This is a genomic window from Streptomyces sp. NPDC002490, assembly GCF_040296045.1.
Lineage (GTDB): Bacteria > Actinomycetota > Actinomycetes > Streptomycetales > Streptomycetaceae > Streptomyces.
Map to the genome: position 1 here is coordinate 179442 of NZ_JBEOWM010000004.1, position 25186 is coordinate 204627.

Annotated in this window: 18 protein-coding genes; 5 read left to right on the top strand and 13 right to left on the bottom strand. The window is 72.3% G+C overall.

Going from position 1 to position 25186, the window contains the following annotated elements; all coding sequences use genetic code 11:
* Positions 1 to 184 precede the first annotated feature (184 nt).
* Both ABT092_RS04320 and ABT092_RS04325 read left to right on the top strand, forming a co-directional pair.
* Entirely contained in the window at positions 185 to 1405 is a 1221-nt protein-coding gene (locus ABT092_RS04320) for a thiolase family protein (RefSeq protein ID WP_351239593.1), read from the top strand.
* Entirely contained in the window at positions 1402 to 3531 is a 2130-nt protein-coding gene (locus ABT092_RS04325; protein ID WP_351239595.1) for a 3-hydroxyacyl-CoA dehydrogenase NAD-binding domain-containing protein, read from the top strand. Before ABT092_RS04320 ends, ABT092_RS04325 begins: the two co-directional genes overlap by 4 nt.
* Positions 3532 to 3574: 43 nt before the next feature.
* On the opposite strand, the gene ABT092_RS04330 is transcribed toward ABT092_RS04325, so the two are convergent.
* Positions 3575 to 3940 carry a PIN domain-containing protein gene (locus ABT092_RS04330; RefSeq protein ID WP_351239597.1) on the bottom strand — a complete coding sequence of 122 codons (366 nt, stop codon included), beginning with the start codon at positions 3938 to 3940 and terminating at the stop codon, positions 3575 to 3577.
* A gap of 123 nt (positions 3941 to 4063) precedes the next feature.
* Here ABT092_RS04330 and ABT092_RS04335 point away from each other — a divergent pair, with 123 nt between their 5' ends.
* Entirely contained in the window at positions 4064 to 4375 is a 312-nt protein-coding gene (locus ABT092_RS04335) for a hypothetical protein (RefSeq protein WP_351239599.1), read from the top strand.
* Here ABT092_RS04335 and ABT092_RS04340 read toward each other — a convergent pair.
* From ABT092_RS04340 to ABT092_RS04365, 6 genes are all read right to left on the bottom strand, one after another.
* Positions 4372 to 5856 carry an amino acid permease gene (locus ABT092_RS04340; RefSeq protein WP_351239601.1) on the bottom strand — a complete coding sequence of 495 codons (1485 nt, stop codon included), beginning with the start codon at positions 5854 to 5856 and terminating at the stop codon, positions 4372 to 4374. The two genes, ABT092_RS04335 and ABT092_RS04340, sit on opposite strands and share 4 nt — an antisense overlap.
* 155 nt (positions 5857 to 6011) lie before the next feature.
* Positions 6012 to 7937 carry a 1-deoxy-D-xylulose-5-phosphate synthase gene (gene dxs / locus ABT092_RS04345; RefSeq protein ID WP_351239603.1) on the bottom strand — a complete coding sequence of 642 codons (1926 nt, stop codon included), beginning with the start codon at positions 7935 to 7937 and terminating at the stop codon, positions 6012 to 6014.
* 129 nt (positions 7938 to 8066) lie between these two features.
* Positions 8067 to 9359 carry a sugar ABC transporter permease gene (locus ABT092_RS04350; RefSeq protein ID WP_351239605.1) on the bottom strand — a complete coding sequence of 431 codons (1293 nt, stop codon included), beginning with the start codon at positions 9357 to 9359 and terminating at the stop codon, positions 8067 to 8069.
* Complete coding sequence (locus tag ABT092_RS04355) at positions 9356 to 10150, bottom strand: ATP-binding cassette domain-containing protein (RefSeq protein WP_351239607.1); 795 nt, start codon at positions 10148 to 10150, stop codon at positions 9356 to 9358. Before ABT092_RS04355 ends, ABT092_RS04350 begins: the two co-directional genes overlap by 4 nt.
* Positions 10151 to 10169: 19 nt before the next feature.
* Entirely contained in the window at positions 10170 to 11276 is a 1107-nt protein-coding gene (locus ABT092_RS04360; RefSeq protein ID WP_351239609.1) for a substrate-binding domain-containing protein, read from the bottom strand.
* Positions 11277 to 11405: 129 nt separating this feature from the next.
* A complete protein-coding gene (locus ABT092_RS04365) occupies positions 11406 to 12593 on the bottom strand; it encodes an ROK family transcriptional regulator (RefSeq protein WP_351239611.1) in 1188 nt (395 codons plus the stop codon).
* Positions 12594 to 12942: 349 nt separating this feature from the next.
* Here ABT092_RS04365 and ABT092_RS04370 point away from each other — a divergent pair, with 349 nt between their 5' ends.
* Positions 12943 to 13638 carry a response regulator transcription factor gene (locus tag ABT092_RS04370; protein WP_351239613.1) on the top strand — a complete coding sequence of 232 codons (696 nt, stop codon included), beginning with the start codon at positions 12943 to 12945 and terminating at the stop codon, positions 13636 to 13638.
* A gap of 72 nt (positions 13639 to 13710) precedes the next feature.
* Here the strand turns inward: ABT092_RS04370 and ABT092_RS04375 are convergent, their stop codons facing one another.
* From ABT092_RS04375 to ngcE, 3 genes are read right to left on the bottom strand one after another with little or no spacing between them, the layout of a single operon-like run.
* Positions 13711 to 14625, bottom strand: coding sequence for a carbohydrate ABC transporter permease (locus ABT092_RS04375; RefSeq protein ID WP_351239615.1), 915 nt, complete (start codon positions 14623 to 14625; stop codon positions 13711 to 13713).
* Entirely contained in the window at positions 14625 to 15554 is a 930-nt protein-coding gene (locus ABT092_RS04380) for a carbohydrate ABC transporter permease (RefSeq protein ID WP_351239617.1), read from the bottom strand. Before ABT092_RS04380 ends, ABT092_RS04375 begins: the two co-directional genes overlap by 1 nt.
* 50 nt (positions 15555 to 15604) lie before the next feature.
* The gene (gene ngcE / locus ABT092_RS04385) at positions 15605 to 17056 is read right to left on the bottom strand and encodes an N-acetylglucosamine/diacetylchitobiose ABC transporter substrate-binding protein (protein ID WP_351239619.1); all 1452 of its coding nucleotides are present in this window, start codon (positions 17054 to 17056) and stop codon (positions 15605 to 15607) included.
* Positions 17057 to 17560: 504 nt separating this feature from the next.
* Between ngcE and ABT092_RS04390 the strand changes: the two genes are divergently transcribed.
* Entirely contained in the window at positions 17561 to 20905 is a 3345-nt protein-coding gene (locus tag ABT092_RS04390) for a GH92 family glycosyl hydrolase (protein ID WP_351239621.1), read from the top strand.
* 225 nt (positions 20906 to 21130) lie between these two features.
* Here ABT092_RS04390 and ABT092_RS04395 read toward each other — a convergent pair whose 3' ends face one another.
* From ABT092_RS04395 to ABT092_RS04405, 3 genes are all read right to left on the bottom strand, one after another.
* Complete coding sequence (locus ABT092_RS04395; protein WP_451362873.1) at positions 21131 to 22468, bottom strand: NAD-dependent succinate-semialdehyde dehydrogenase; 1338 nt, start codon at positions 22466 to 22468, stop codon at positions 21131 to 21133.
* An 85-nt stretch (positions 22469 to 22553) separates the two neighbouring features.
* Complete coding sequence (locus ABT092_RS04400; protein WP_351239623.1) at positions 22554 to 23654, bottom strand: alcohol dehydrogenase catalytic domain-containing protein; 1101 nt, start codon at positions 23652 to 23654, stop codon at positions 22554 to 22556.
* Positions 23654 to 25156 carry an APC family permease gene (locus ABT092_RS04405; protein ID WP_351239625.1) on the bottom strand — a complete coding sequence of 501 codons (1503 nt, stop codon included), beginning with the start codon at positions 25154 to 25156 and terminating at the stop codon, positions 23654 to 23656. The genes ABT092_RS04400 and ABT092_RS04405 overlap by 1 nt, the downstream gene beginning before the upstream one ends.
* Between the last annotated feature and the right edge of the window lie 30 nt (positions 25157 to 25186).

The window sequence follows — 25186 nt, forward strand, 5'->3', positions numbered from 1 at the left end:
ACGGAGGGGGGAGCCCGGGCGGGCTCCCCCCTCCGGCGCGTTCCGGGCCGGAGCCGCACCCGGGTGGGCGTAAGGGACTGGGCAGGCTGGTTACTCGCAAGTAGCATGAGTGGTACCGCGGTGCACCGGTGCCTTCGGCGGGGTGGGCCGCGTCGTGCCCGTTCGCGTCTGGAGGAGAGCCACCGTGCCTCGTACCGTCAGGGACGTCGTCTTCGTCGACGGCGTCCGCACCCCGTTCGGCAAGGCGGGCCCGAAGGGCATCTACCACGAGACCCGGGCCGACGACCTCGTGGTGAAGTCGATCCGGGAACTGCTGCGCCGCAACCCCGGCCTGGACCCGGCACGGATCGACGAGGTGGCGATCGCCGCCACCACCCAGATCGGCGACCAGGGGCTGACCCTGGGGCGCACCGCGGGCATCCTCGCCGGGCTGCCCCGGACCGTGCCCGGGTACTCGATCGACCGGATGTGCGCGGGCGCGCTGACCGCCGTCACCACGACCGCCGGGTCCATCGCCTTCGGCGCCTACGACGTCGTCGTCGCCGGCGGCGTGGAGCACATGGGCCGCCATCCCATGGGCGAGGGCGCCGACCTGCACCCGCGGTTCGTCAGCGAGAAGCTGGTGGACGAGTCCGCCCTGTTCATGGGCATGACCGCGGAGAACCTGCACGACCGCTTCCCGCACCTCACCCGGCAGCGGGCCGACGCGTACGCCGTGCGGTCCCAGGAGAAGGCGGCCAAGGCGTACGCGGACGGCACCATCCAGCAGGACCTGGTGCCGATCTCGGTCCGCCGCACCGACCCCGCCGCCGGGGAGACCGGCTGGGGGCTCGCGACGCAGGACGAGCCGATGCGCCCGGGCACCACCCCGGAGATGCTCGCCGGGCTCCGGACCCCGTTCCGGCCGCACGGCCGGGTCACCGCGGGCAACGCCGCCGGACTGAACGACGGGGCGACCGCCTCGCTGATCGCCGCCGAGGACTTCGCCCGGGAGCAGGGGCTGCCGGTGCGGATGCGGCTGGTGTCGTACGCGTTCGCGGGCGTGGAGCCCGAGCTGATGGGGTACGGGCCGGTGCCCGCGACCCACAAGGCCCTCGCCAAGGCCGGCCTGTCGATCTCCGACATCGGGCTGTTCGAGATCAACGAGGCGTTCGCCGTGCAGGTGCTCGCCTTCCTCGACCACTACGGCATCGCCGACGACGACCCCCGGGTCAACCCGTACGGCGGCGCCATCGCCTACGGCCACCCGCTGGCCTCCTCCGGGGTGCGCCTGATGACCCAGCTGGCGCGCCGGTTCGAGGAGCGGCCCGAAGTGCGCTACGGCATCACCACCATGTGCGTCGGCCTCGGCATGGGCGCCACGGTCATCTGGGAGAACCCCCACTTCGACGGAGGCACCAAGTGAGCACCACTGCCGAACTCCTGGCGCGCGCCGCTGAGTTGTACCCCGGCGAGGTCGTCACCGAGGCGCACGTACGCCATCTGGAGCTGCCGAAGGGTGCCGGACGGTTCGCACTGATCACCCTGGACAACGGCCTCGACCACACCAAGCCGACCACCTTCGGCCCGCGGTCCCTGGCGAACCTGGACGCCGCCCTCGACCGGGTGCAGGAGGAGGCGGCGGCCGGCACGATCGTCGGTGCCGGCCTCACCGGCAAGCCGTTCGTCTTCGCGGTCGGCGCCGATCTGAAGGGCGTCGGGCTGCTGGGGCGGCACCGGGACGCGCTCGCCGTCGGCACGGGCGGCCACGAGGTGTTCAAGCGGCTCGCCGACCTGGGCGTGCCGACGTTCGCGTACTACAACGGCGCGGCGATGGGCGGCGGCGTCGAGGTCGGGCTGCACTGCACCTACCGGACCGTCTCCCGGGCGGTGCCCGCCTTCTCGCTGCCCGAGGTGTTCCTCGGGCTGGTCCCCGGTTGGGGCGGCTGCGCCCTGCTGCCGAACCTGGTCGGCGCGGACCGCGCGGTGACGGTGATCATCGAGAACGCGCTCAACCAGAACCGGCAGTTGAAGGGTGCCCAGGTCTTCGAGCTGGGCATCGCCGACGCGCTGTTCGACGGCGCCGACTTCCTGGAGCGGTCGCTCGTCTGGACCGCCGAGGTGCTCCGCGGCGAACGGACCGTGCAGCGGGCCGAGGTGGACCGCGGCGAGGCGTGGGACCGGGCCGTGGCCCGGGGCCGGGCCCTCGCCGACGCCAAGGTGCACGGCGCCGCCCCGGCCGCCTACCGGGCACTGGACCTGATCGCCGCCGCCCGGTCCGGGGACCTCCAGGCCGTGTTCGACGCCGAGGACACCGCACTCGCCGACCTGGTCATGGGCGGGGAGCTGCGGGCCGGGCTCTACGCCTTCGACCTGGTGCAGCGGCGTGCCAAGCGACCGGTGGGCGCCCCGGACAAGGGCCTCGCCCGGCCGGTCACCAAGGTCGGTGTGGTGGGCGCGGGGCTGATGGCCTCGCAGCTCGCGCTGCTGTTCGTGCGCCGGCTCGAAGTGCCGGTGGTGCTCACCGACGTCGACCAGGAGCGGGTCGACAGGGGCGTGGGCTACGTGCACGCCGAGATCGAGAAGCTGTTGGGGAAGGGCCGGATCGACCAGGACCGGGCGAACCGGCTGAAGGGCCTGGTCACCGGGGTCCTCGACAAGGCGGAGGGCTTCGCCGACGCGGACTTCGTGATCGAGGCGGTGTTCGAGGAGATCGAGGTCAAGCAGCGGGTGTTCGCCGAGGTGGAGGCGGTGGTCCCGGCGCACGCGATCCTGGCGACGAACACCTCTTCGCTGTCGGTCACCGAGATGGCCGCCGAGCTGAAGCACCCGGAGCGGGTCGTCGGCTTCCACTTCTTCAACCCGGTCGCGGTGCTGCCGCTGCTGGAGGTCGTGCGCGGCGAGCGGACCGACGACACCGCACTGGCGACCGCCTTCGCGGTGGCCAAGCAGCTGAAGAAGACCGCGGTGCTGGTGAAGGACGCGCCGGCGTTCGTAGTGAACCGCATCCTGACCCGCTTCATGGGCGAGGTGCAGAACGTCATCGACGAGGGCACCCCGGTCGAGGTGGCGGAGCGGGCCGTGCAGCCGCTGGGCCTGCCGATGTCGCCGCTGGTGCTGCTGGAACTGGTGGGACCGGCGATCGGGCTGCACGTCTCCGAGACGCTGCACCGGGCGTTCCCGGACCGCTTCCGGGTCTCCCCCAACCTGGCCGCGGTGGTGCGGGCCGGCAAGCGGGGCTTCTACGCGTACGACTCCGGCCGCCCGGAACTGGACCCCGAGGTGGCGGCGCTGCTGGTGCAGGGCGACACGGTGCTCACCGAGGAGCAGGCCCGGGCCCGGGTGCTCGACGCGGTCGCCGAGGAGATCGGGCTGATGCTGGACGAGGGCGTCGTCGCCGAGGCGCAGGACGTCGACCTGTGCCTGATCACCGGCGCGGGCTGGCCCTTCCACCTGGGCGGCATCACCCCCTACCTGGACCGCGAGGGCATCAGCGAGCGGGTCAACGGCCGCCGCTTCCTGGCCCCGGGCCTGGCGAGCGTCCCGGTCTGACGCCCCCGGGCGGGGTGGTGCGGCGGGCGCCGCACCACCCGGCTCAGCCGTACACGGTGCGCGGGCCGACCGTGCGGGCCCCCTCGGCGGCCACCCGTTCCCGGAGCGCCCGGTCGGCGGTCACCACGGTGCACTCCCCCGCCGCCGCGGCGGCCAACTCCACGATCCGGTCGTCGCCGCTGCCCGGCGCCTCCTCGACCCGGACCCCGGGGACGGCGACGGTCCCGCGGGCGGCGCCCTCCACCACCAGCACCACGTCCCAGGGCCCGGGCAGCACCGGGGTGCCCTCGCCTGCGAGGGCGGCCAGCCGGTCGCGCAGCCGCTCGGCGGCGCCCCGCCGGTCCCTCCACCAGCCGTCCGGCACCGAGCCGACGACGTTCGCCCCGTCGACGATCACCAGCCTCGTCATGTGCGTGGCACTCCTTCCGGTCGCGTGTTCGGCCACCTCCTCCCGGGACGTTGGACGCGCCGGGAGAGGGCTGCCATGATCGCACCGGGGTCGGGGTGGACCCGGCTCCGCCGAGGGGGGAACGTGACGCTGTACCTCGCCCTGCCCGTCCTGCTGGCGGCGCTGTTCTTGGGCGCCTCCGGGTTCGCCGCACTCACCCGTGGATGGGTGCTGCCCACGAGCCGGCGGTACGTCCGTGATCCGCGGCGCTACGGCTGGGGACAGCTCGTGGTGGCCTCCGCCCTGTGCTGGCAGTTGGGCTTCGGCCTGCTGGTCGAGGACTCCGGCATCCGGCTCGCGGGGACGCTGTCCGGCGGCGGGATGCTCCTGGCCGGCCTCGGCGTGATGCTGGCGGGTCAGTTCGGCCGGGGGAACCGGAAGGGCGGCACCGCTTAGGACCGGCCGGTCGGTTCCTGGCCGAGGCGGCTGTGCCGGCGACCGTAGAGGAAGTAGACGACGGTGCCGACGACCATCCACAGGCCGAACCTGAGCCAGGTCTCCGCGGGCAGGTTGAGCATCAACCACAGGGAGGCCAGGACCGACAGGGCGGGCAGGTAGGGCACCAGCGGGGTGCGGAACGCCCGGTGCAGGTCGGGCCGTTGACGGCGGAGGAGCACGACGCCCGCGGCGACCACGACGAAGGCGAACAGCGTGCCGATGTTGACGAGTTCGGCGAGCTCGTCGATGGAGGTGAACCCCGCGACGACCGCCACCACCCCGCCGAGCAGCACCGTGGAGCGGTACGGGGTGCCGAACCGGGGGTGCACCCGGGAGAAGGTCCGCGGGAGCAGGCCGTCCCGGCTCATCGCGAAGAAGACCCGGGTCTGCCCGAGCAGCAGGATCATGCAGACCGAGGTCAGGCCGACCGCCGCGCCGAAGCTGATCAACCCCGCCCAGAAGGGGTGTCCGACCGCCTTGAAGGCGTCGGCGAGGGGCGCGTCCACGGTGAGGTCGGTGTACTTCTGCATTCCGGTGACCACCACCGACACGGCGACGTACAGCAGGGTGCAGATCACCAGGGAGCCCAGGACGCCGCGGGGCAGGTCCCGTTGGGGGTTGCGGGTCTCCTCGGCCGCGGTGGCGACGATGTCGAAGCCGATGAAGGCGAAGAAGACCACGGCCGCGGCGGTGAAGATGCCCAGCACGCCGAAGTTCGACGGGGTGTAGCCGAACAGCAGCTGGACCAGCGGTGCGGTGAGGTCGGAGCTTCCGGTCGTCGGCTCGGCGGGCGGGACGAAGGGGTCGTAGTTGGCTCCGGTGACGAAGAAGGCGCCGACCACGATGACCAGCAGGACGACGGAGACCTTCACGGCGACGATCGCGTTGGTGACCCGGGACGACAGCTTGATGCCGGCGACCAGGACCCCGGTGAGCGCCAGGACCAGGAGGCAGGCCAGCAGGTCGAAGCCGAACGCCCCCTCGTGGGTGCCGGAGAGCCCGCGCGGCAGGTGCAGGCCCGCGGTGTCCAGGAGCGAGCGGATGTACCCGGACCAGCCGACCGCGACCACGGCGCACCCCAGCGCCAGTTCCAGGATCAGGTCCCAGCCGATGATCCAGGCCGGGAACTCCCCCAGCGAGGCGTAGGAGAAGGTGTACGCCGATCCGGCGACCGGGACGGTGGACGCGAACTCGGCGTAGCACAGGGCGGCCAGGGCGCAGACGGCGCCCGCGACCACGAAGCTGAGCGCCACCGCGGGGCCCGCGGTCTCCTTGGCGATCTTCCCGGTGAGGACGAAGATGCCGGTGCCGATGACCACGCCGACGCCGAACACGGTGAGGTCCAGGGCGGAGAGCGACTTCCGCAGTGCGTGCTCCGGCGCCTCGGTGTCACGGATGGACTGTTCGACGTCCTTGGTCCGGAAGAGGGTGCTGCGCATCGGCGTGCCTCTCGATCTGTGTCGTCTCCGACATGTACCGAGAGGCGGTCGGTGCGGGGGCCGCGGCGCGCGGGCGATCACCCGTGCGGGTGCCCGCCGGGTGCGACGGGTCCCGTCCCGGAGCGGTGCCGTTCCGGGACGGGACCCCGCGGTGCTCAGTCGCGGGCGGGCTCCGCGACGGGCGCGGCCGGGTTCTCGTCGTAGCGGCCGTCGAGCCGTGCGACGAGGCCGGTGACCTGACGGGCGATGTCCGGCGCGGTCAGCCCGATCTCGGCCATCACCTCCTTGCGGGAGGCGTGGTCGAGGAAGCGCGGGGGGATGCCGAAGTCGCGCAGCGGGAGGTCGACGCCGGCGTCCCGCAGGTGCTGGGCGACGGCCGAGCCGACACCGCCGGCGCGCGAGTTGTCCTCCACCGTGACGACCACCCGGTGCCGGGCGGCGAGCGGGGCCATGGCCCCGTCGACGGGCTTGACCCAGCGGGGGTCGACCACGGTGGTGGAGATCCCCTGCTTGTCGAGGAGGCCGGCGATCTCCAGGCACATCGGGGCGAGCGCGCCCACCGAGACCAGCAGGACGTCCGGGCGGTCGCTGCCCGGCTCGCGCAGCACGTCCATGCCGCCGACGGTGCGCAGGGCGGGGACGGCCGGGCCGACGGCGCCCTTGGAGTAGCGGACCACGGTCGGGGCGTCGGTCACCTCGACGGCCTCGCGGAGCTGGAGCCGGACCTGGTCGGCGTCGCGGGGCGCGGCGATCCGCACGTCCGGGACGCACTGGAGGATCGACATGTCCCACATGCCGTTGTGGGAGGCGCCGTCCGAGCCGGTGACGCCGGCCCGGTCGAGGACGAAGGTGACGCCGCACTTGTGGAGGGCGACGTCCATCAGGAGCTGGTCGAAGGCCCGGTTGAGGAAGGTCGCGTACACCGCGAAGACGGGGTGCAGCCCGCCGGTGGCGAGGCCGGCGGCGGAGACCGCGGCGTGCTGCTCGGCGATGCCGACGTCGTACACCCGGTCGGGGAAGGCGTCCGCGAAGCCCTTCAGACCGACCGGCTGGAGCATCGCGGCGGTGATGGCGACGATGTCGGGGCGTTCGTGGCCGAGCTTGACCATCTCCTCGCCGAAGACGGACGTCCAGTCCATGCCGCCCTCGGCGATGGGCAGCCCGGTGTCGGGGTGGATGGGGCCGATGCCGTGGAAGCGGTCGGCCTCGTCCTGCTCGGCGGGCTGGTAGCCGCGGCCCTTCTCGGTGAGGCAGTGCACGATCACGGGGCCGGCGAACCGTTTCGCGCGGGACAGCGCGGACTCCAGGGCCTCGATGTCGTGGCCGTCGATGGGACCGAGGTACTTCAGGCCCAGGTCCTCGAACATGCCCTGCGGGGCGATGAAGTCCTTGAGGCCCTTCTTGGCGCCGTGCAGGGTGCCGTACAGCGGGCGGCCGACGACCGGGGTGCGCTCCAGGAGTTCCTTGCCGCGGGCGAGGAAGCGCTCGTAGCCGTCCGTGGTGCGCAGGGTCGCCAGGTGGTCGGCGAGGCCGCCGATGGTGGGGTCGTAGGAGCGCTCGTTGTCGTTCACCACGATGACCAGCGGACGGTCCTTGGCCGCGGCGATGTTGTTCAGCGCCTCCCAGGCCATCCCGCCGGTGAGGGCGCCGTCCCCGATGACGGCCACGGTGTGGTCGTCCTTGCCCAGCACCTGGTTGGCCTTGGCGAGGCCGTCCGCCCAGCCGAGCACGGTGGAGGCGTGGCTGTTCTCGATGACGTCGTGCTCGGACTCGGCGCGGGAGGGGTAGCCGGACAGGCCGCCCTTGGTGCGGAGCCCGGAGAAGTCGTGCCGGCCGGTGAGGAGCTTGTGCACGTAGCTCTGGTGGCCGGTGTCGAACAGGACGCGGTCCTTCGGGGAGTCGAAGACGCGGTGCAGGGCGATGGTCAGTTCGACCACGCCGAGGTTGGGGCCGAGGTGGCCGCCGGTCTTCGACACGGCGTCCACCAGGAAGGTCCGGATCTCTCCGGCCAGCTCGGTCAGCTCCTGCGGGCTGAGCCGGTCCAGATCGCGCGGTCCCGTGATGCGGGTCAGCAGCGGCACCCGTGCCTCCTTGCTTGAGAGCTCTTCGACCTATTCGCCGGGTCCGTCGAGTCTAATGTTCTTGCGCCGGATGACCACCGAAGGGCCTCCCGGTTCGCCGGGAGGCCCCCGTCCGCGGCGGCCGATCGGCTATCCTCTGCCGGCCGCTCGGCGGGTGCGGCGGGAGGCCGAGTCGATCACCACGGCCGCGAGGAGCACCCCGCCGGTGATCATGTACTTGACGGGTTCGGCGAGGGACTCCAACTGGAGGCCCTTCTGGATCGAGACGATCACCAGTACCCCGAGCAGGGCGGACCAGGTGCGGCCCCGGCCGCCGAACAGACTGGTGCCGCCGATCACGGCGGCGGCGATGCAGGTCATCAGCAGGTCGCCGGAGCCGGCGCCCTGGTTCGCCGCGGCGATCTCGGAGGCGATCAGCAGCCCGCCCAGAGCGGCCAGGGTGCCCGCGACGGCGAACACCGCGATCCGGACCCCGGCGACGTCGACACCGGCCCGGCGGGCCGCCTCCACGCTGCCGCCGAGGGCGAGGACCCGGCGGCCGAAGACGGTCCGCCGCAGGACCAGGTCCGTGAGAACCACCACACCGAGCAGGATCACCAGTGCCAACGGCAGTCCCAGGTACTGGTTGAGCACATGGGCCACGGCGTAGCCGACCACCGCGAGGGCGGCCGTGCGCGCCGCCGCGGCGGCGGGCGAACCGTACGGCAGTCCCGCGGCCCGGCGGGCCCGCAGCCCGAGCAGGGACACCAGGAGGTACCCGGCGGCGACGACGGCGGCCAGGCCGTAGGCGGCGGCGACGTCCGTGAAGTGGTACCGGGTGAGCTGGGCGAGGGGGCCGGTGTCGTCCAGGTTGATCGTGCCGCTGGTGCCGAGCAGTTGGAGCATCAGGCCGTTCCAGGCGAGCAGCCCGGCCATGGTGACCACGAACGCGGGCACCCCGATCCGGGCGAAGAAGAAGCCGTGGACCAGGCCGGCGGCGGTGCCGGTGAGGACGGCCAGGACCAGCGCCGGGGCCTCGGGAACCCCGTGGGTGACGTTCAGGACGGCGAAGGCGGCGCCGGCGAGCCCGCTGACCGAACCGACCGACAGGTCGATCTCGCCCAGCAACAGCACGAAGACCACGCCGACGGCGATCAGTCCGGGGCCGGCGATGTCGACGGCGATGTGGGAGAGGTTCTCGGCGGACAGGAACGCGGGGTTCAGGGACTGGAAGACGGCGGCGATGAGGAGCAGGCCGACGACCACGGGCAGCGAGCCGAGTTCCCCGGAGTCCAGCCGCCCGCGCAGCGCGGCGAGCCACCCGGCGGGTCCGCGCGCCGGCTCCGGCGGGAGCGGGTCCGCGGGGCGGGCCGGTGGGGCGGGGCGTTCTGCGAGGCCGGTGCCCGGGACGACGGGGCGGGGCTCGGGGGCGTCGGCGCTCATCGCACCGCCCCGCGGTCGCGGGCGGCACGCCGGGTGACGGCGTTCTCGGTGGCACCGGTGAGCGCGGCGATGATCTCCTCCTGGGGAGCGGTGGCGGGGAAGACGCCGTTGGTGCGGCCGAGGCGGAGCACCACCACCCGGTCGGCGACCGCCCGCACCCCGGCCATGTCGTGGCTGACCAGCACGACCGCGAGTCCCCGGGCGCGGAGCCGCTCGATCAGGTCGAGGACCTGGGCGGTCTGTTCCACGCCGAGCGCGGCGGTGGGTTCGTCCAGCAGGACCAGGCGGGGCTCGCCGAGCAGGGCCCGGGCGATGGCGACGGTCTGGCGCTGACCGCCGGAGAGGGCGGCGACCGGTGACCGCAGGTTCGGCAGCCGGACGGACAGCGAGGCCAGCAGGTCCCGGGCCGCGCGTTCCATGCCCACCTCGTCGAGCACCGGGCGGGCCCCGCGCCGGCGCGGCTCCCGACCGAGGAACAGGTTGCCGACGACATCGAGGTTGTCGCAGAGCGCGAGGTCCTGGTAGACGGTGGCGATGCCCAGCTCGCGGGCCTCGTGCGGGCCGCCGGGGCGGACCGGTCGGCCGTCCCACAGGAGGGTGCCGCCGTCCACCCGGTGGACCCCGGCGATCACCTTGACCAGGGTGGACTTCCCGGCGCCGTTGTCGCCGACCAGGGCGACCACCTCGCCGGCGTGCACCTCCAGGTCGACGTCGACCAGGGCCCGCAGGGCGCCGAACCGCTTGTCGACCGCGCGCAGCGCCAGCACCGGCGCAGGGGACACGGGAACCACCTCCTTCGCCGCGGCCGGGTCAGCCGGGCAGGTCGAGCCGGTCGCAGGCGGCCGCGTACCGGGCGGTGCAGACCTCGTCGCGGGAGTGGAGGCCGTCCCTCAGGACGGTGTCCGCGACGCGGTCGCGGGTGAGGGCGACGACGGGGACCAGGACGGCGGGCACCCCGCGCGCGGTGGCGCTGTCGACGGCGGCCGGTGCGGTGACCGGCTCGCCCCGGGCCAGGGCGACCGCCAGGTCGGCGGCGGCCCGGGCCGCGCGGGCGTAGGGCTTGTAGACGCTCATGTACTGCTCGCCGGCCACGATGCGCTGGATCGCGGCGAGTTCGGCGTCCTGGCCGGTGACCGGGGGCAGCGGGGACACCCCGGCGCCCTTGAGCGCCTGGACGACGCCGCCGGCCATGCCGTCGTTGGCGCAGTAGACGCCGATGACGCGGTCCTGGCCGAGGGCGGTGAGCGCGCTGCGCATGTGGGAGTGGGCGTGCTCCGGCTTCCACTCCTGGACGTCGAACTCGCGGCCGATGCTGACCCTGCCGTCGAGGGCGCGGTGGGCGCCGCGCTTGTAGACGGCGGCGTTGGGGTCGGTGACGGAGCCGTTCAGCATGACGATCCGACCGGTGCGGGCCCGGTCGCCGAGGGCCCGCAGCAGGGCCTCGCCCTGCACCCGGCCCACCTCCTCGTTGTCGAAGGAGGTGTAGGCGGCGACGGGTCCCTCGGCGAGCCGGTCGTAGGCGAGGACGGGGACTCCGGCGTCCTTGGCCCGGCGGACCGCGCCGGCGACCGCCCGGGCGTCGACGGCGTCGAGGACCAGCACGTGCACCCGGTGGGTGAGCATGGTCTCGATCTGCTGGTTCTGGAGCGCCGCGTCCTGTTTCGCGTTGGCGTAGACGACCCGGGCCCGGCCACCGGTGAGGTCGGCGACGCGGCGCTCGATGAGGGGGCGGTCGAAGCGCTCGTACCGGGCCGTCTGGTTCTCGGGCAGCAGCAGGCCGATCCGCAGGGCGTCGCCGCGGGCGGGTCGGCGGTGGGCCCGGGCGGCGACCTGCCGGGCCTCGCCGCAGCCGGCGAGCGGGCCGGCCAGGGCCGTGACGGCGAGGGCCACCGCGGTGCGGCGGGTGGGCACGCTCACGAGGGCACCTCCGGGACCGCCGGTCCGGGCACGGGGCCGCCCCGCGTCCCCCGGTCGGTGTGACGTGAGCAGTAAACCGGCGGGGCGGACCGGGGTGCCGGGTGCGCGCCCGGTGCCCGCGGCGCGGGGCTAGCGGTTCACCGGAACGGACGCGTCCGCGAGGGTCGCGTCGCCCAGGGCGTCGAGGGCGAGGGCGAGGGCGCCGAGCACCTCGGCCCGGTCGCCGAGGGCGCTGGGCACCACGGTGAGCTGGGCGGCGACGCACGGCAGGGCGTACCGTTCCACGGCCTCCCGCACCGGGCCGACCAGCAGTTCCCCGGCCTCGGCGAGATCGCCGCCGAGGACGATCCGGCTGGGGTTGAGCAGGTTGCACAGGCCGGCGACGCCGCGACCGACGTACCGTCCGACGTCCGTGACCACCCGACGGCAGCCGGGGTCGCCGGCCCGGGCCAGGCGCACCACCTCGGCCATGGTGAGGTCGTCCCCGTGGCTGGCGTGCAGCAGCGGGAGGACGTAGCGGTCGGCGGTGAAGGTCTCCAGGCAGCCGCGGTTGCCGCAGCGGCAGACCGGTCCGGACTCGTCGAGGGTGAGGTGACCCAGCTCCCCGGCGGTGCCGCCCGGCCCGCGGTGGAGCCGGCCGTCGATCACCAGGCCGGCGCCCACCCCGTCGGCGACCTTGACGTAGGCGAGGTCGCGCACCCCGCGTCCGCCGCCCCAGACGAGCTCGCCGAGGGCGCCGAGGTTGGCGTCGTTGTCGAGGCGGACCGGGAGTCCGAGGCGTTCGCCCAGTTCCTCCGCGGTCCGCGCCCCGGCCGAGCCGGGCGGGGCGGCGCTCCCCCGGGCGCCGGGGGCGCTCCCCACGGGGGCGGGCACCCCCAGTCCCGCCCCGCCGACCTTGGCGCGGTCCACCCCGGTGCGGTCCAGGAGCCGGTCGACCAGGTCCCGCGCCCGGTCCAGGGCGCGGGCGGCGGAGCCGGAGGGGGGCAGCGGCTCGCTCTCCTCGTCGAGCACCTGGTGGGCCTGGTTGCCGAGGGCGACCCGGAGCCGGGTGCGGCCGATCCCGATGCCGACGACGATGCCGGCGTCGCCGCTGAGCGAGACGCTGCGGGCCCGCCGACCGCCCGCGGAGGTGGGGGTCACCTGGACGGTGCCCCGTTCCCTGAGTTCGCGGACGATGTTGGAGACGGTCGCCGCCGACAGTCCGGTGGTGCGGGCGATCTCCGCCTGGGTGAGCGAGCCGGCCCTGCGCACGGCCCGTATCACGCGCTCGCGGTTGGCCCGGTGCAGCGAGGACTGCGATCCCGGAGTCTGTGCCACGGGCCCTCCCTTCGGTGCGACGGGCGGAGGGTCCGCCCGGTTCGGATCGCTCCCCTGGGCCCGTCGTGGGTGCAGGTGGTGCACACCAAAGCTCCGTCGACCGGGCGGGCCGGGTCAAGTCCGTCGTGGCCGACCGCGGCCGCCGGCCCCCCGGCACGAGGCCGACCGGAGGCGGGGGCCGGCCGCCGTGCGACGGGGCCGGACGGCGGGTGTGGCGCAAACACGCCCCACGTCATCCGCCGTTCGGAGGGACGACGGGCGGAGTTACCCCCCATCGGATGGGGCGTAACGGCCCACCAGTGGTGTAGACGTATACGTGACCACATTCTTACGTAGGGCACATGCGCTCATGAGACCCGGGGGGGCCGTGATCGACATCGGGCTGTTTGACGACAGCGAAGTGTACCGAGCAGGCATCGAAGCCGTTTTAAACAAGGAAACGGACATCCAGGTCGCCGTCTCGGGAAAGCTCCATGAGGCGGCGGCGCAATTGCGCCACGCCCGCCCGCAGGTCGTCCTGCTGGGCACGGTGCGCGGGCACGAACATCTGCTCGGTGCGCTGGGGCGGCTGCGCCGGATGGGCACGCCGCCCGTCCTGCTGCTGATCCCCGCGCAGGAGCGGATCTCGCTGCACGGGCTGCTGGAGGCCGGGGCGCTCGGCATCGCCGACCGCGACGGCGGGGCCGCCACGCTCGCGCACGCGGTGCGGACCGTCGCCGCCGGCGGCTGGTCGCTGCCGGCGCAGTTGGCCCGGACGGTCGTCACCGGGTACCTGCGCGGCGGAGCCCGGGAGCACGGCAACCGCGCGCTCCAGGAGGTCCGGGAGAAGCTGACGCCCCGACAGCAGGAGGTGCTGACGCTGATGAGCGAGGGTCTGACCAACCCCGAGATCGCCGACGCCCTCGCCGTGGGCACCGCCACGGTCAAGGACCACGTGCAGACCATCCTGGACCGCTTGGGCACCCCCAACCGCACGCTGGCCGCCCGGCTCGCCTGGGAGGCGCAGCTCGCGACCTGCGGCCCGGCGGGTTCCGCCGCCTCGTAGCCGGACGCCGGAACGGGCGGGGGGCCCGGGAAGAACCCCGGGCCCCCCGCCCGTGCGGACGGCGGACGGGTGCTACTTGAGCGCGCCCGCGGTGAGTCCGGCGACCACCTGCCGCTGGAAGACGACGTAGGCGGCGAGCACCGGCAGCATCGCCATCACCAGACCGGCGAAGAGGCCGGACCAGTCGCCCTTGTACCCCTGGCTGACCGCGAGTTGCACCAGGCCCTGGGTGAGCACCCGCTTGTCGGGCTCGGTGTTGAGCACCGTGGGCAGCATGTACTGGTTCCACTGCCCCAGGAAGTTGAAGATGCCGACGCTGATCAGACCGGGCTTGGCCATCGGCAGCATGATCTGGAAGAACGTCCTGGTGTGCGAGGCGCCGTCGACGAACGCGGCCTCCGCGACCGAACCCGGCAGGGTGCGGAAGAACGCGGTCAGGAAGAACACCGTGAACGGCAGCGAATAGGCGACGTACACCAGGATCAGGCCGTGGACGGTGTTCAGCAGCCCCATGTTGTTCACGACGTAGAACAGGGGCACCAGGGCGAGCATCACGGGGAAGCTCATGCCGCCGACGAACAGGTAGTACAGGAAGCGGTTGCCCGGGAACTCGAAGCGCGCCAGGACGTAGGCCGTCATCGAGCCGAGGACCAGGGTGCCGATCAACGACCCGCCCACCACGAGGATGGTGTTGAGGAAGTAATCGGCCATGTTGGCCTCGGTCCAGGCCCGCGACCAGTTCTCCCAGTGCAGCTTGTCCGGGAGCGACCAGGGCGAGTTGAAGATGGACTTGTCGTCCTTGAAGGAGGTCATGACCGCCCACAGCAGCGGCATGACGACCAGGATCGCCCAGACGATCAGGATGCCGTGCGAGAAGACGTTGAGGACCTGTCCCTCGGTCTTCTCCCGCGGACCGGGGCGCGGTGCGCTCGGCCGGCCGGACCGGGGCGCGGGGACGGCGGTGGTGGGGGTCTCGGTGGTCTTCATCAGAACTCCAGCCGCTCGCGCCGGCCCAGCTTCATCACGATGGCGGCGAAGGCCAGCGTCACGACGAGCAGGGCGACACCGATGGTGGTTGCGTAGGCGGCCTGACCGTCACGGAACGCCTTCTGGTACACGTACAGCACCATGACGGTGGTGGAGTAGTCGGGCCCGCCGGGGCCGATCGTCATGATCTGGACGACGGCGAAGGACTCGGCGCCCAGCGCCAGGATGCCGATGTAGACCCAGCCGGACTGGACCGTGTCCCACAGCAGGGGGAGGGTGACCCGGAAGAAGGTGGTGAAGCGGCTGGCCCCGTCGAGCAGGGCCGCCTCGTACAGCTCCGAGGGGATCGACGCCATGCCGGCGGAGAAGAGGACCACGAAGAAGCCGACCGTGGACCAGACGAGGACCGCCATCACGCACCACAGCGCGAGGTCCGGATCGCCCAGCCACACGACGGGTTGTTCCGGGTCGTACCCGATGCCCCTGAGGAGGGAATTGATCGCGCCGCTCTCGGGGTTGTAGGCGAATTGGAACAGCAGGGCCACGATCGCGATGGAGAGGACCTGCGGGAAGAAGTACACGATCTTGTAGAAACCCGACCCGCGTACACCGCTGACCACCGGGCCGCCCTTTCGGCGCCGCCCGCCCACATTGATCATAAAGGCGAAGAACAGCGCCATGCTGAGCGTCACCAGCGGCAGCAACAACGCGAACAACAGACTGTGCTGCAACGATTTCCAGAAGATATCGTCGTCGAACATTCTGGTGTAGTTGTCGAAGCCGACCATCTTGAAGTCCGGACTCAGACCGGTCCAGTCCGTGAACGAGTAGTAGATGGACTGGATGAACGGCCAGATGACGAAGAGTGCGTACAACGTCATGGGGATCACGAGGAATCCCACGATGAACCGGTACTTACCGTGTTGCATTGCTACCGACCCCGATCTTGTAGCGGGTGCCGCCGCTGGTGACCCATGGCTTACTGGTGCTTGTAGTGCTTGATCGAGTCGTCCTTGGCCGCCTCGTCGGCGAAGCCCTGGATCTTCTTGATCGCCTCGGTCGGGGTGAGCCGTCCGGCCATCATCTCGCCGAGACCGCCGCCGCCGATCTTCTCCTTCTGGAGCTGCACGTACCAGTCCTGGAGACGCGGGTTGAGGACGTTCTTGCCGGCCAGTTCCAGTGCCGCCACGCCGGACTTCAGACCGGGGCTCAGGTCGATGCCGTCGGTGCCGCCGTTGAACGCGCTCAGTGACTTCACCTTGCTGGTGAAGTTCTTGGAGGACTCCTCGCTCAGCATGATGCGGAGCAACTCCATGCCGCCCTCGGCGTTCTTCGCCAGCTTGGGGACGATGAAGGGTTCGCCGCCGGAGGCCCACATGGTGCCGAACGGCAGCTTGTCGGAGCTGTCGATGCCGGTCGGGGCGGAGACGGTCAGGTTGAAGTCGGCCGGCATGGTCTTCGCCGCCTCGTTCTCCACCCAGGAACCGTTGGGGATGAAGAGGGCCTTGCCCTGGGTCCAGGCGGTCTGCGACTGGATGTGGTCCATGCCGGGCGTGCCCTTGAGGATGTAGCCCTTGCGGAAGAGCTCGTAGTACAGCTCGAAGCACTCCTTGACCGCCGGGTGCTTCCAGGCGTTGGGCTCCAGGTTGTCGATCGCGTCCAGGACGTCGGCGCCGCCGCGCTTGCCGATCATCGGGTAGAGCGAGAAGGGCAGGTAGTACGGGTGCTTGCCCGCGTACGTCCAGGGCGCGATGCCCTTGCTCTTGGCCTTCTTGCAGACCTCCAGCATCTGGTCCCAGGTCTGCGGGTACTCGACCTCCAGGGAGTCCAGGGCCTTCTGCGAGTACCAGACCCCGTACACGGTGTACGTGTAGTAGAGGATCCAGACCTCCTTGCCGTCGAACTGCCCCATCTCGACGATGCCGGGGCGCAGGGTGTCGCGGACCTTCTTGTTCGGGTCGTCGATCGAGGGGGCGTCCAGCAGCGGGGTCAGGTCGAGGAGCTGGTTCTTGCCGGCGAGGACGCCCATGTCCATCTGCTCGGCACCGGAGTTGTCGATGAGGTCCGGCGGGTTGCCCTGGTTGAACCGGGGCTGGAGGGTGGACTGGATCTTCTGCGTCGGGAGGAACTTGACCTTCGGCGCCTTGGAGTACTTCTTCTCGTAGAGCTTGTTGGCGTCCTCGGCGTACTCCTTGCCGAAACCACCATCGAAGAGGACGAATTCCAGCTGCGCCGTCTCGTTGACGGCCAGCGGGTTCTCCGCCGTCTTCTCGCCCTTCTCGACCTTGCTGTCACCGCCCCCTCCGTCACCGCTCGCACACGCGGAGAGGAAACTCATGGTCGGGACGGCGATCACGCCGAGTGCGGCGGACCGCTTGATCAGATCGCGGCGGCCGAGACCGATCTGCTCGTTCTGGACGGAAGATCCCATGCTCAAGTCCTCGCCTTCTCCAGGACTCAGGCGGTGAACCGGACCCTCCCCGGCACCGCGGTGTGATGAAGCTGGGGTCGAACACAAAACCACGGGATCGGTGGAAATAGGCGAAACCGGCATCCCCCAGACACCACTGCCCCGCCGTCCCCATCCCCCCGGTCGGTCCGCGGCTCGAAACCGCTGCGGACGCGCACAGGTATAGTCCATTTGAGGACACCCGGGCAAGATCGAATGCGAGTTTGAGTGGCAGTCTTTCCCGAGTTGAGACCTCCCGGATATCCAGGCGGTACGCACACCCATCACCCATGTGCCCGACATGGGATGAATTCGCCTCAGCACATCCGATGACCTTATGAAATGCCCTCTCACCCACCGGGATCGAGCGCTTCCGCCCCGCCACACCACGGACAACACGCGCACCGGTACGGGCCGTTTGCCGCAGTACTGTTCCTTGCATCCAGCAATGGACAACGTTGTCCGCCTCTTCGGGAGGAGCGGGGAATGCGGCATTCCCTCCGGCCTGGCCCTCGTCGAACCGTCCTGGCCGTCGCCGCCCTGGCGTGGGTGCTGGTCCTCGCGGGCGGTGCCGCACCGGAGCCGGCGACCGCCGCCCCGGACGCCGTGTCCGCCGCGTTCGCCACCTCCTTCGAGCCGGGGGAACCCGCGCCGGACGAGCCGGCGCCCGAAGGGCAGTTGACCTCCGGCGCCACCCTGGCCGCGGAGGTCCACCCGGGGCCGTCCCACGCCCCCGCGGCCCGCCAGGACGCCGGGTTCACCGGCGTCCGCGCGCTGCGCTACACGGGCGACCACCGGGCGGACGGCCGGGGCCGCGCCGCCCTGCGGGTGTTCGACGTGGACGTGCCGGTCGGCCCCGACACCGAACTCGCGTACCGGATCTTCCCCGCGATGCCCGGGACCCCGCTCGACTACCGCGCCACCGGCGTCGCGGTGGACCTCGCCTTCACCGACGGGACGTACCTCAGCCGGACCGGGGCGCGGGACCAGTACGGCTTCCCGCTGGACGCGCAGGGGCAGGGCGCGGCGAAGGTGCTGTACGTCAACCAGTGGAACGACGTGGTCGCCCGGATCGGTGAGGTGGCACGCGGCCGGACGGTGGACCGGATCCTCCTCGCCTACGAAGCGCCGCGGGGCACCGGGCCGTTCGAGGGCTGGGTGGACGACCTGGTGCTGCGCACGGCGCCCGCCGCCGCCGTCCCCCCGCACGCCCGACCGTCCGAGCACGTGTCCACCGTGCGGGGGACCCAGTCCAGTCGGGCCTACTCCCGCGGCAACACCTTCCCGGCGACCGCGGTGCCGCACGGCTTCACCCTCTGGACCCCGGTCACCGACGCGTCCTCGCTGAGCTGGCTGTACGAGTACTCACGGCGCAACGACGCGGCCAACCTGCCGCGGCTCCAGGCGTTCGCGGCGAGCCACGAGCCGTCCCCCTGGATCGGCGACCGGCAGACCTTCCAGCTGATGCCCTCGACCGCGGCGGGCACCCCGGACGCGGGCCGGGCGGCCCGGGCCCTGGCCTTCCGGCACCGCAACGAGACGGCACGCCCGCACCACTACGCGGTCACCTTCGAGAACGGGCTGCGGGCCGAGATGACCCCGACCGACCGCGCGGCGATGATGCGCTTCACCTACCCGGGCGACGACGCCAGCGTGCTGTTCGACAACGTCACGGACCGCGGCGGCCTCACCCTGGACGCCGAACGGTCCACCGTCACCGGCTACTCCGACGTGCGTTCGGGGTCCTCGACCGGGGCGACCCGGATGTTCGTGTACGGGGTGTTCGACCGGCCGGTGCGCGCGGCCGGGCCGCTGGCGAGCGACACCGGCGGCGAGGTCGCGGGGTACGTGCGCCTCGACGCGGGCCCGGAGCGCACCGTCACGCTCCGCCTGGCGACCTCGCTGATCTCGGTGGACCAGGCCCGGGAGAACCTGCGGCGGGAGATCCCGGCGGGCGCCTCCTTCGAGAGCGTGCGGGAGGCCGCACAGCGTCGGTGGGACGCCCTGCTGGGGCGGGTGCAGGTGGAGGGGGCGAGTCCGGAGCAACTGACCACCCTGTACTCCCACCTGTACCGGCTGTACCTCTACCCCAACGCGGGCTTCGAGGAGGTCGGCGACTCGCACGCCTACGCCTCCCCCTTCTCCCCCCGGGCCGGACCCGACAGCCCGACCCGCACCGGCGCCCGGGTGCTGGCCGGAAAGCCGTACGTCAACAACGGCTTCTGGGACACCTACCGCACCGCCTGGCCCGCCTACGCCTTCCTCACCCCGCGCCACGCCGGGGAGTTGGTCGAGGGGTTCGTGCAGCAGTACCGGGACGGGGGGTGGACCTCACGCTGGTCCGCGCCGGGGTACGCGGACCTGATGACGGGCACCTCCTCGGACGTGGCCTTCGCGGACGCCCACCTCAAGGGGGTGCGGTTCGACGCGGAGCGGGCGTACGAGGCCGCGCTGAAGAACGCCACCGTGGTGCCGACCGCGCCGGGCGTCGGCCGCAAGGGCCTGGCCACCTCCCCGTTCCTCGGCTACACCAGCACCGCGACCCGGGAGGGCCTGTCCTGGGCGATGGAGGGGTACCTCAACGACCACGGGATCGCACGGATGGCCGAGGACCTGCACCGGCGCACCGGGAAGGAGCGCTACCGGGAGGAGGCCGCCTACTTCCTCGACCGCGCCCGCGGCTACGTCCACCTCTTCGACGCCCGGACCGGCTTCTTCCAGGGCCGGGACGAGCAGGGCCGCTGGCGGCTGGCGCCGGAACGGTACGACCCGCGGGTGTGGGGCCACGACTACACGGAGACCAACGGCTGGGGGTACGCCTTCTCCGTGCCGCACGACACCCGGGGGCTGGCCAACCTGCACGGCGGCCGGAAGGCGCTCGCCGCCAGGCTGGACGCCTACTTCACGGAGCCGGAGACGGCCCGCTTCCCCGGCTCCTACGGCCGGGTCATCCACGAGATGACCGAGGCGCGGGACGTGCGGATGGGCCAGTACGGGCACTCCAACCAGGTCGCGCACCACATGGCGTACCTGTACGACGCGGCCGGGCAGCCGTGGAAGACCCAGCGGACGGTGCGCGAGGTGCTGGCCCGGCTCTACACGGGGTCGTCGATCGGGCAGGGCTACCACGGGGACGAGGACAACGGCGAGCAGTCGGCCTGGTACCTGTTCTCCGCCCTGGGGTTCTACCCGCTGGCCCCGGGCAGCGGGGAGTACGCGGTGGGCTCGCCGCTGTTCACCCGGGCGACCGTGCGCATGGACAACGGCCGCACGCTGGTGGTGCGGGCGCCGGCCAACAGCGCCCGGAACGTGTACGTGCAGGGCCTGACCGTGAACGGCCGGCCCTGGCACTCCACGGCACTGCCGCACGCGCTGCTGGCCGGGGGCGGGGAGGTGGAGTTCACGATGGGCCCGGAGCCGTCCTCCTGGGGCACCGGGGAGGGGGCCGCCCCCTCGTCCGTCACCGGGGACGACCGGCCGCCCGCGCCCCGCACGGACCTGCTCACGGGCGACGGGCCGCTGGTGGACGACACCTCCGCCACCTCGGTGGAGGTCACCTCGGTGGAGGTGGCGGCCGGCCGGGACGGCCGGCCGGTGCAGTACACCCTGACTTCGGCGGACCGGGCCCGGGCGCCCACCGGCTGGGTCCTCGAAGGCGCGGTGGAGGGCGGGTGGCGGGCCCTGGACCGCCGGTCCGGCGAGGAGTTCCGCTGGAACCGGCAGCTGAGGGCCTTCTCGGTGCCCCGGTCCGCGGCCGGCACGACGCACCCCCGCTACCGGCTGGTGTTCGACGGGCCGGTGACCCTGGCCGAGGTCGAGGTGCTCGGCTGAGCCGGCCGCCGGTCCTGACCGGCGTGGTGCCGCTGGTGGCGGGAGGGATGACGTCGACGCCTGCCGTGTCCAGCAGACGCCCGCCCGTCAGGTGACCTCCATGACGGCCCATCAACTCTCGTCACAGGATGAGGAGTTCGAGGTCGAGTGGCTCCGCGACGGTGCAGCCCGCGCGGGACCGCGCCCCGCCCCGGCGCCGCCCGGGGCCGCGCCGACCGCGGGCCGTCAGGCCACGGTCCGGATGAGCTTCTTGTTGACGAACTCATCGATCCCGGGCCGCCCGAGTTCCCGCCCGAACCCGGAGCGCTTGACGCCGCCGAAGGGGAGTTCGGCGCCCTCGGCGCCGACGCCGTTGACGAAGACCATGCCGGCCTCGATCCGGTCGGCGACCCGTGCGGCCTGCGTCGGGTCGGTGGTGAAGAGGTACGAGCCCAGGCCGTAGGGGGTGTCGTTGGCGATCCGTACGGCGTCCTCCTCGTCGGCGGCGGCGAAGACCATCGCCACGGGCCCGAACAGTTCCTCCCGGGCCACGGGGTGTTCGGTGGTGAGGCCGGTCAGGACTCCGGCCGGGAAGTGGGCGCCGTGCCGCTGCCCGGCGCTGTGCAGGGTGGCTCCCTGGGCCACCGCCGCGTCGACCTGTCGCCCCAGGTTCTCGGCCGCGGCGGCCGAGGACAGCGGCGCACCGGTCTCGCTGGCGAGCAGCCGGGCGGTGAACCGTTCGACGAAGGCGTCGTGGAGGTGGTCGAGGACCACGAACCGCTTGGCGGCGTTGCACGCCTGCCCGGTGTTGTCGAGTCGGGCGGCGACGGCGGACTCGACGACGGCGTCGAGGTCGTCGGTGGACAGGACGACGAAGGGGTCGGAGCCGCCGAGTTCGAGGACGACCTTCTTGAGGTGCCGCCCGGCGATCTCCGCGACGGCCGCACCGGCCCGTTCCGACCCGGTGAGGGAGACCCCTTGGACGCGGGGGTCGGCGATGACCTCGGCGATCTGCTCGTTGGTGGCGTACACGTTGACGTAGGCACCGGTCGGGAAACCGGCCTCGGTGAACAGTGCCTCCAGCAGTGCTGCGGTGGCCGGGCACTGCGGTGCGTGCTTGAGCACGATGGTGTTGCCGAGCGCCAGGTTCGGGGCGGCGAAGCGGGCGACCTGGTAGGCCGGGAAGTTCCACGGCATGATGCCGAGGAGCACGCCCACCGGGCTGCGCCGGAGCACGGCGGTCCCGGGGCCGGAGAGGACGTCCAGGGGTTCGTCGGCGAGGAACTCCTCGGCGTGGTCGGCGTAGTAGTGGTAGATGTCGGTGCAGAAGTCGATCTCGCCCTCCGCCTCCGCGAGCGGTTTGCCCATCTCCCGGACGATGCTCGCGGACAGCTCGCCCCGGCGCTCGGCGTGCAGGTCGCCGAGGCGTCGCAGCAGTGCCGCGCGCTCGGCCACGGAGCCGGTGCGCCCCCAGGCGGTGGCCGCGTGGGCGGCGTCCACGGCTGCCGCCACCTCGGCGTCCGTGGCGGTCGGGTAGGTAGCGGTGACCTCGCCGGTGGTCGGGTCGGTGACGGCGTACATCATGCCTCCTGGAGCTCGTGGGGAAGACGGGCGCGGCCTCCGTCGCCCCGGTGAGTGCGGGTGCCGGGCCGCGTCGGGCGGGGGGATGTCACGGTTCGAGGATCGTTCGGACGCCGGTGTTCGACCGGAGGTCGTCGAAGGCCGCCGCCGCTTCGTGCAGCGGCCGGGTGCGGCCGACCAGGTCGTCCAAGGGCAACTGGCCTGCCAGGTAGAGGCGGGCCAGTTTCGGGATGTCGATCTCACCGATGCTGGAGCCGTAGTTGCAACCGAGGATACTCTTGCCCTGGTCAGCGAGGTCGAAGGGGTCGAAGGACGCCGTCGCGCCGGTCGCCGCCATGCCCACCAGCACCGCGGCGCCGCCCGAGGTGAGCATCGCCGGGAGCGTGCCGATGACCCGGGGGTTGCCGATCGCCTCGAAGGCGTAGTCGACCCCGCCGAACTCCTGCTGGCACCAGGCCGCCACATCGGTCTCGGCACCGTCGAGGGTGTGGGTGGCGCCGAACCGGCGAGCCGTGGCGAGGCGCTCGGCCGAGAGGTCGACGGCGATGACGGGGTCTGCTCCGACCAGACGCAGGCCCATCACGACGGAGAGCCCGACGCCGCCCGTGCCGATGACCACGGCGGACTCGCCGGCCCGGACGCCCGCGGTGTTCACGACGGCACCGACGCCGGTGGTGACGGAGCAGCCGAGGAGCGCGCCGATGCCGAAGGGGAGCTCGTCGGGGACCTTCACCGCGGCGACCTCCGGCACGACCATCCGTCGGGTGAAGGCGCCCAGCCCGAGGTAGGGCCACACCGGCTCGCCCCGCTCGTCCGCGAACGGGGTCGTGCCGTCGGGGTGGGTGTTGGACACGGCCTTGGTGCCGGTGCACAGCCATGCCTGCCCGGCGACGCACCTGCGGCAGCGGCGGCACGGCGCGAACCAGGAGAGGACGACGTGGTCACCGGCCTCCAGGGCGGTGACGCCGGGCCCGACCGCGGTCACCACCCCGGCTGCCTCGTGACCGAGGACGAGCGGGCGGTCGCTCGGCCAGTCGCCCGTGATGACGTGCAGGTCGGAGTGGCACACGCCGGCTGCGCGCACCTCGATCTCGACCTCGCCCGGCCCGGCGGACCGGACGGACACCTCACGTCGGCTCAGTCCCTCGGCGGGATCGAAGACGATGGCGGGGGAGTTCTTCGACGACATCAGGACGCCTGCACTTCTTCCGGGGTCGGGGTGGTGGACGGGGAGGCCGCGGCGGCGGGGAGCTTGGTGTGGGGCTTGGCGATCAGGACGTAGAGCAGCCCGGCGGCGAAGAGGACGGAGAAGACCAGGATCACGGCCCAGACCTGGACCCAGCTACCGTCCGCCGGGGCGAGCTCGACGCGGGGCCAGGCGATGTTGACGGCTTCGAAGAGCAGCCACACGACGGCGAGCACGTTGACGACCAGGCCGGCCCGTCCCAGCCTGAACCGGCCGGCTCCGGGGTTCCAGCGCCCGGTCAGCCGGGCGACGAGGGCCACGACCGCGACGCTGAGGAAGATGAAGTAGAAGCCGCCGGAGCCGAAGGCGATCAGCGTCGCGGCGGCGTTGCCGTTCAGCCCGAGGAGGAGTCCGAGGCTGGCGAGTACGGCCGTGGCGATCAGCGAGACGTAGGGGATCTGGCGTGGCCCCACGGTGGCGAGCTTCGCGGAGAAGGGCAACTGACGGTCGCGGGCGAAGGAGAAGACCGCACGGCCGATGTAGGTCTGGATCGAGATGGCGCAGGCGATGAACGCGATCAGGACCAGCAGGATGAAGGGCTTCTCGCTCCACCCGCCGAGCCCCTCGGTGACGGCGGTGAAGACCGGGTCCGCGAGGGCGCCGGAGACCGCGTCCTCGGGCTTGCGCAGCGCGAGCGTCACGGCGAGGCCGGTCAGCAGGACCGTGAGGGCGACGAAGAGGTAGGCGCGCAGCAACGCCCTGGGGACGCTGCGTCGCGGCTGTTCGGTCTCCTCGGCCACCTGGGTGGTCGCGTCGAAACCGAGGAACGCCCAGCCCGCGACTGCCAGGGCGGTCAGGAAGCCCGCCATGGCCGAGCCGCCGGAGACCGACTCCGCCCCGAGCGTCTCGAAGAGGATGCCGAAGCCGTTGTTGTGCACGAAGAGCAGCAGGAACACGCTCACGGCGATCGAGGCGACACCCTCGGCGATGATGCCGGCGTTGAGGAAGTGCTTCACCGGGTTGACGCCGAGCAGGTTGATCCCGAGGGCCACCGCGACGAACACCACGCCCAGGAGCACGTGGGTGGCGGCCGACAGGGTGCCGTCGGCGAAGAGCATGTGCAGCCAGCCGGCCCCCAGGTAGGCCACGGTGGTCAGGGAGGCCACGGCGGAGGCCAGGTAGATCCAGCCGACCAGCCAGCCGAGCCGGGGCCCGCCCAACCTGCGCACCCACTGGTAGACCCCGCCCGTGATCGGGAACTGGGAGGACAGCTCGGCGTAGACCAGGGCGACCAGCAACTGGCCGAGGAAGGCCACGACGACCGCCCAGATCCACGCGGGGCCCGCGAAGACGAACCCGAGCTGGACGACGGCGTAGACCCCGACGACGGGCGAGATCGTCGCGAATCCGATCGCGAACACGGCCCATGCGGACAGGGTGCGTTTCAGCTCTTGCTGGTATCCGTACTCGGCGAGTTCGCCGGCATCGGTGCGGGTGTCGTGCACGTTGGTCTCCTGTACAGGTGCTGTGCGCCG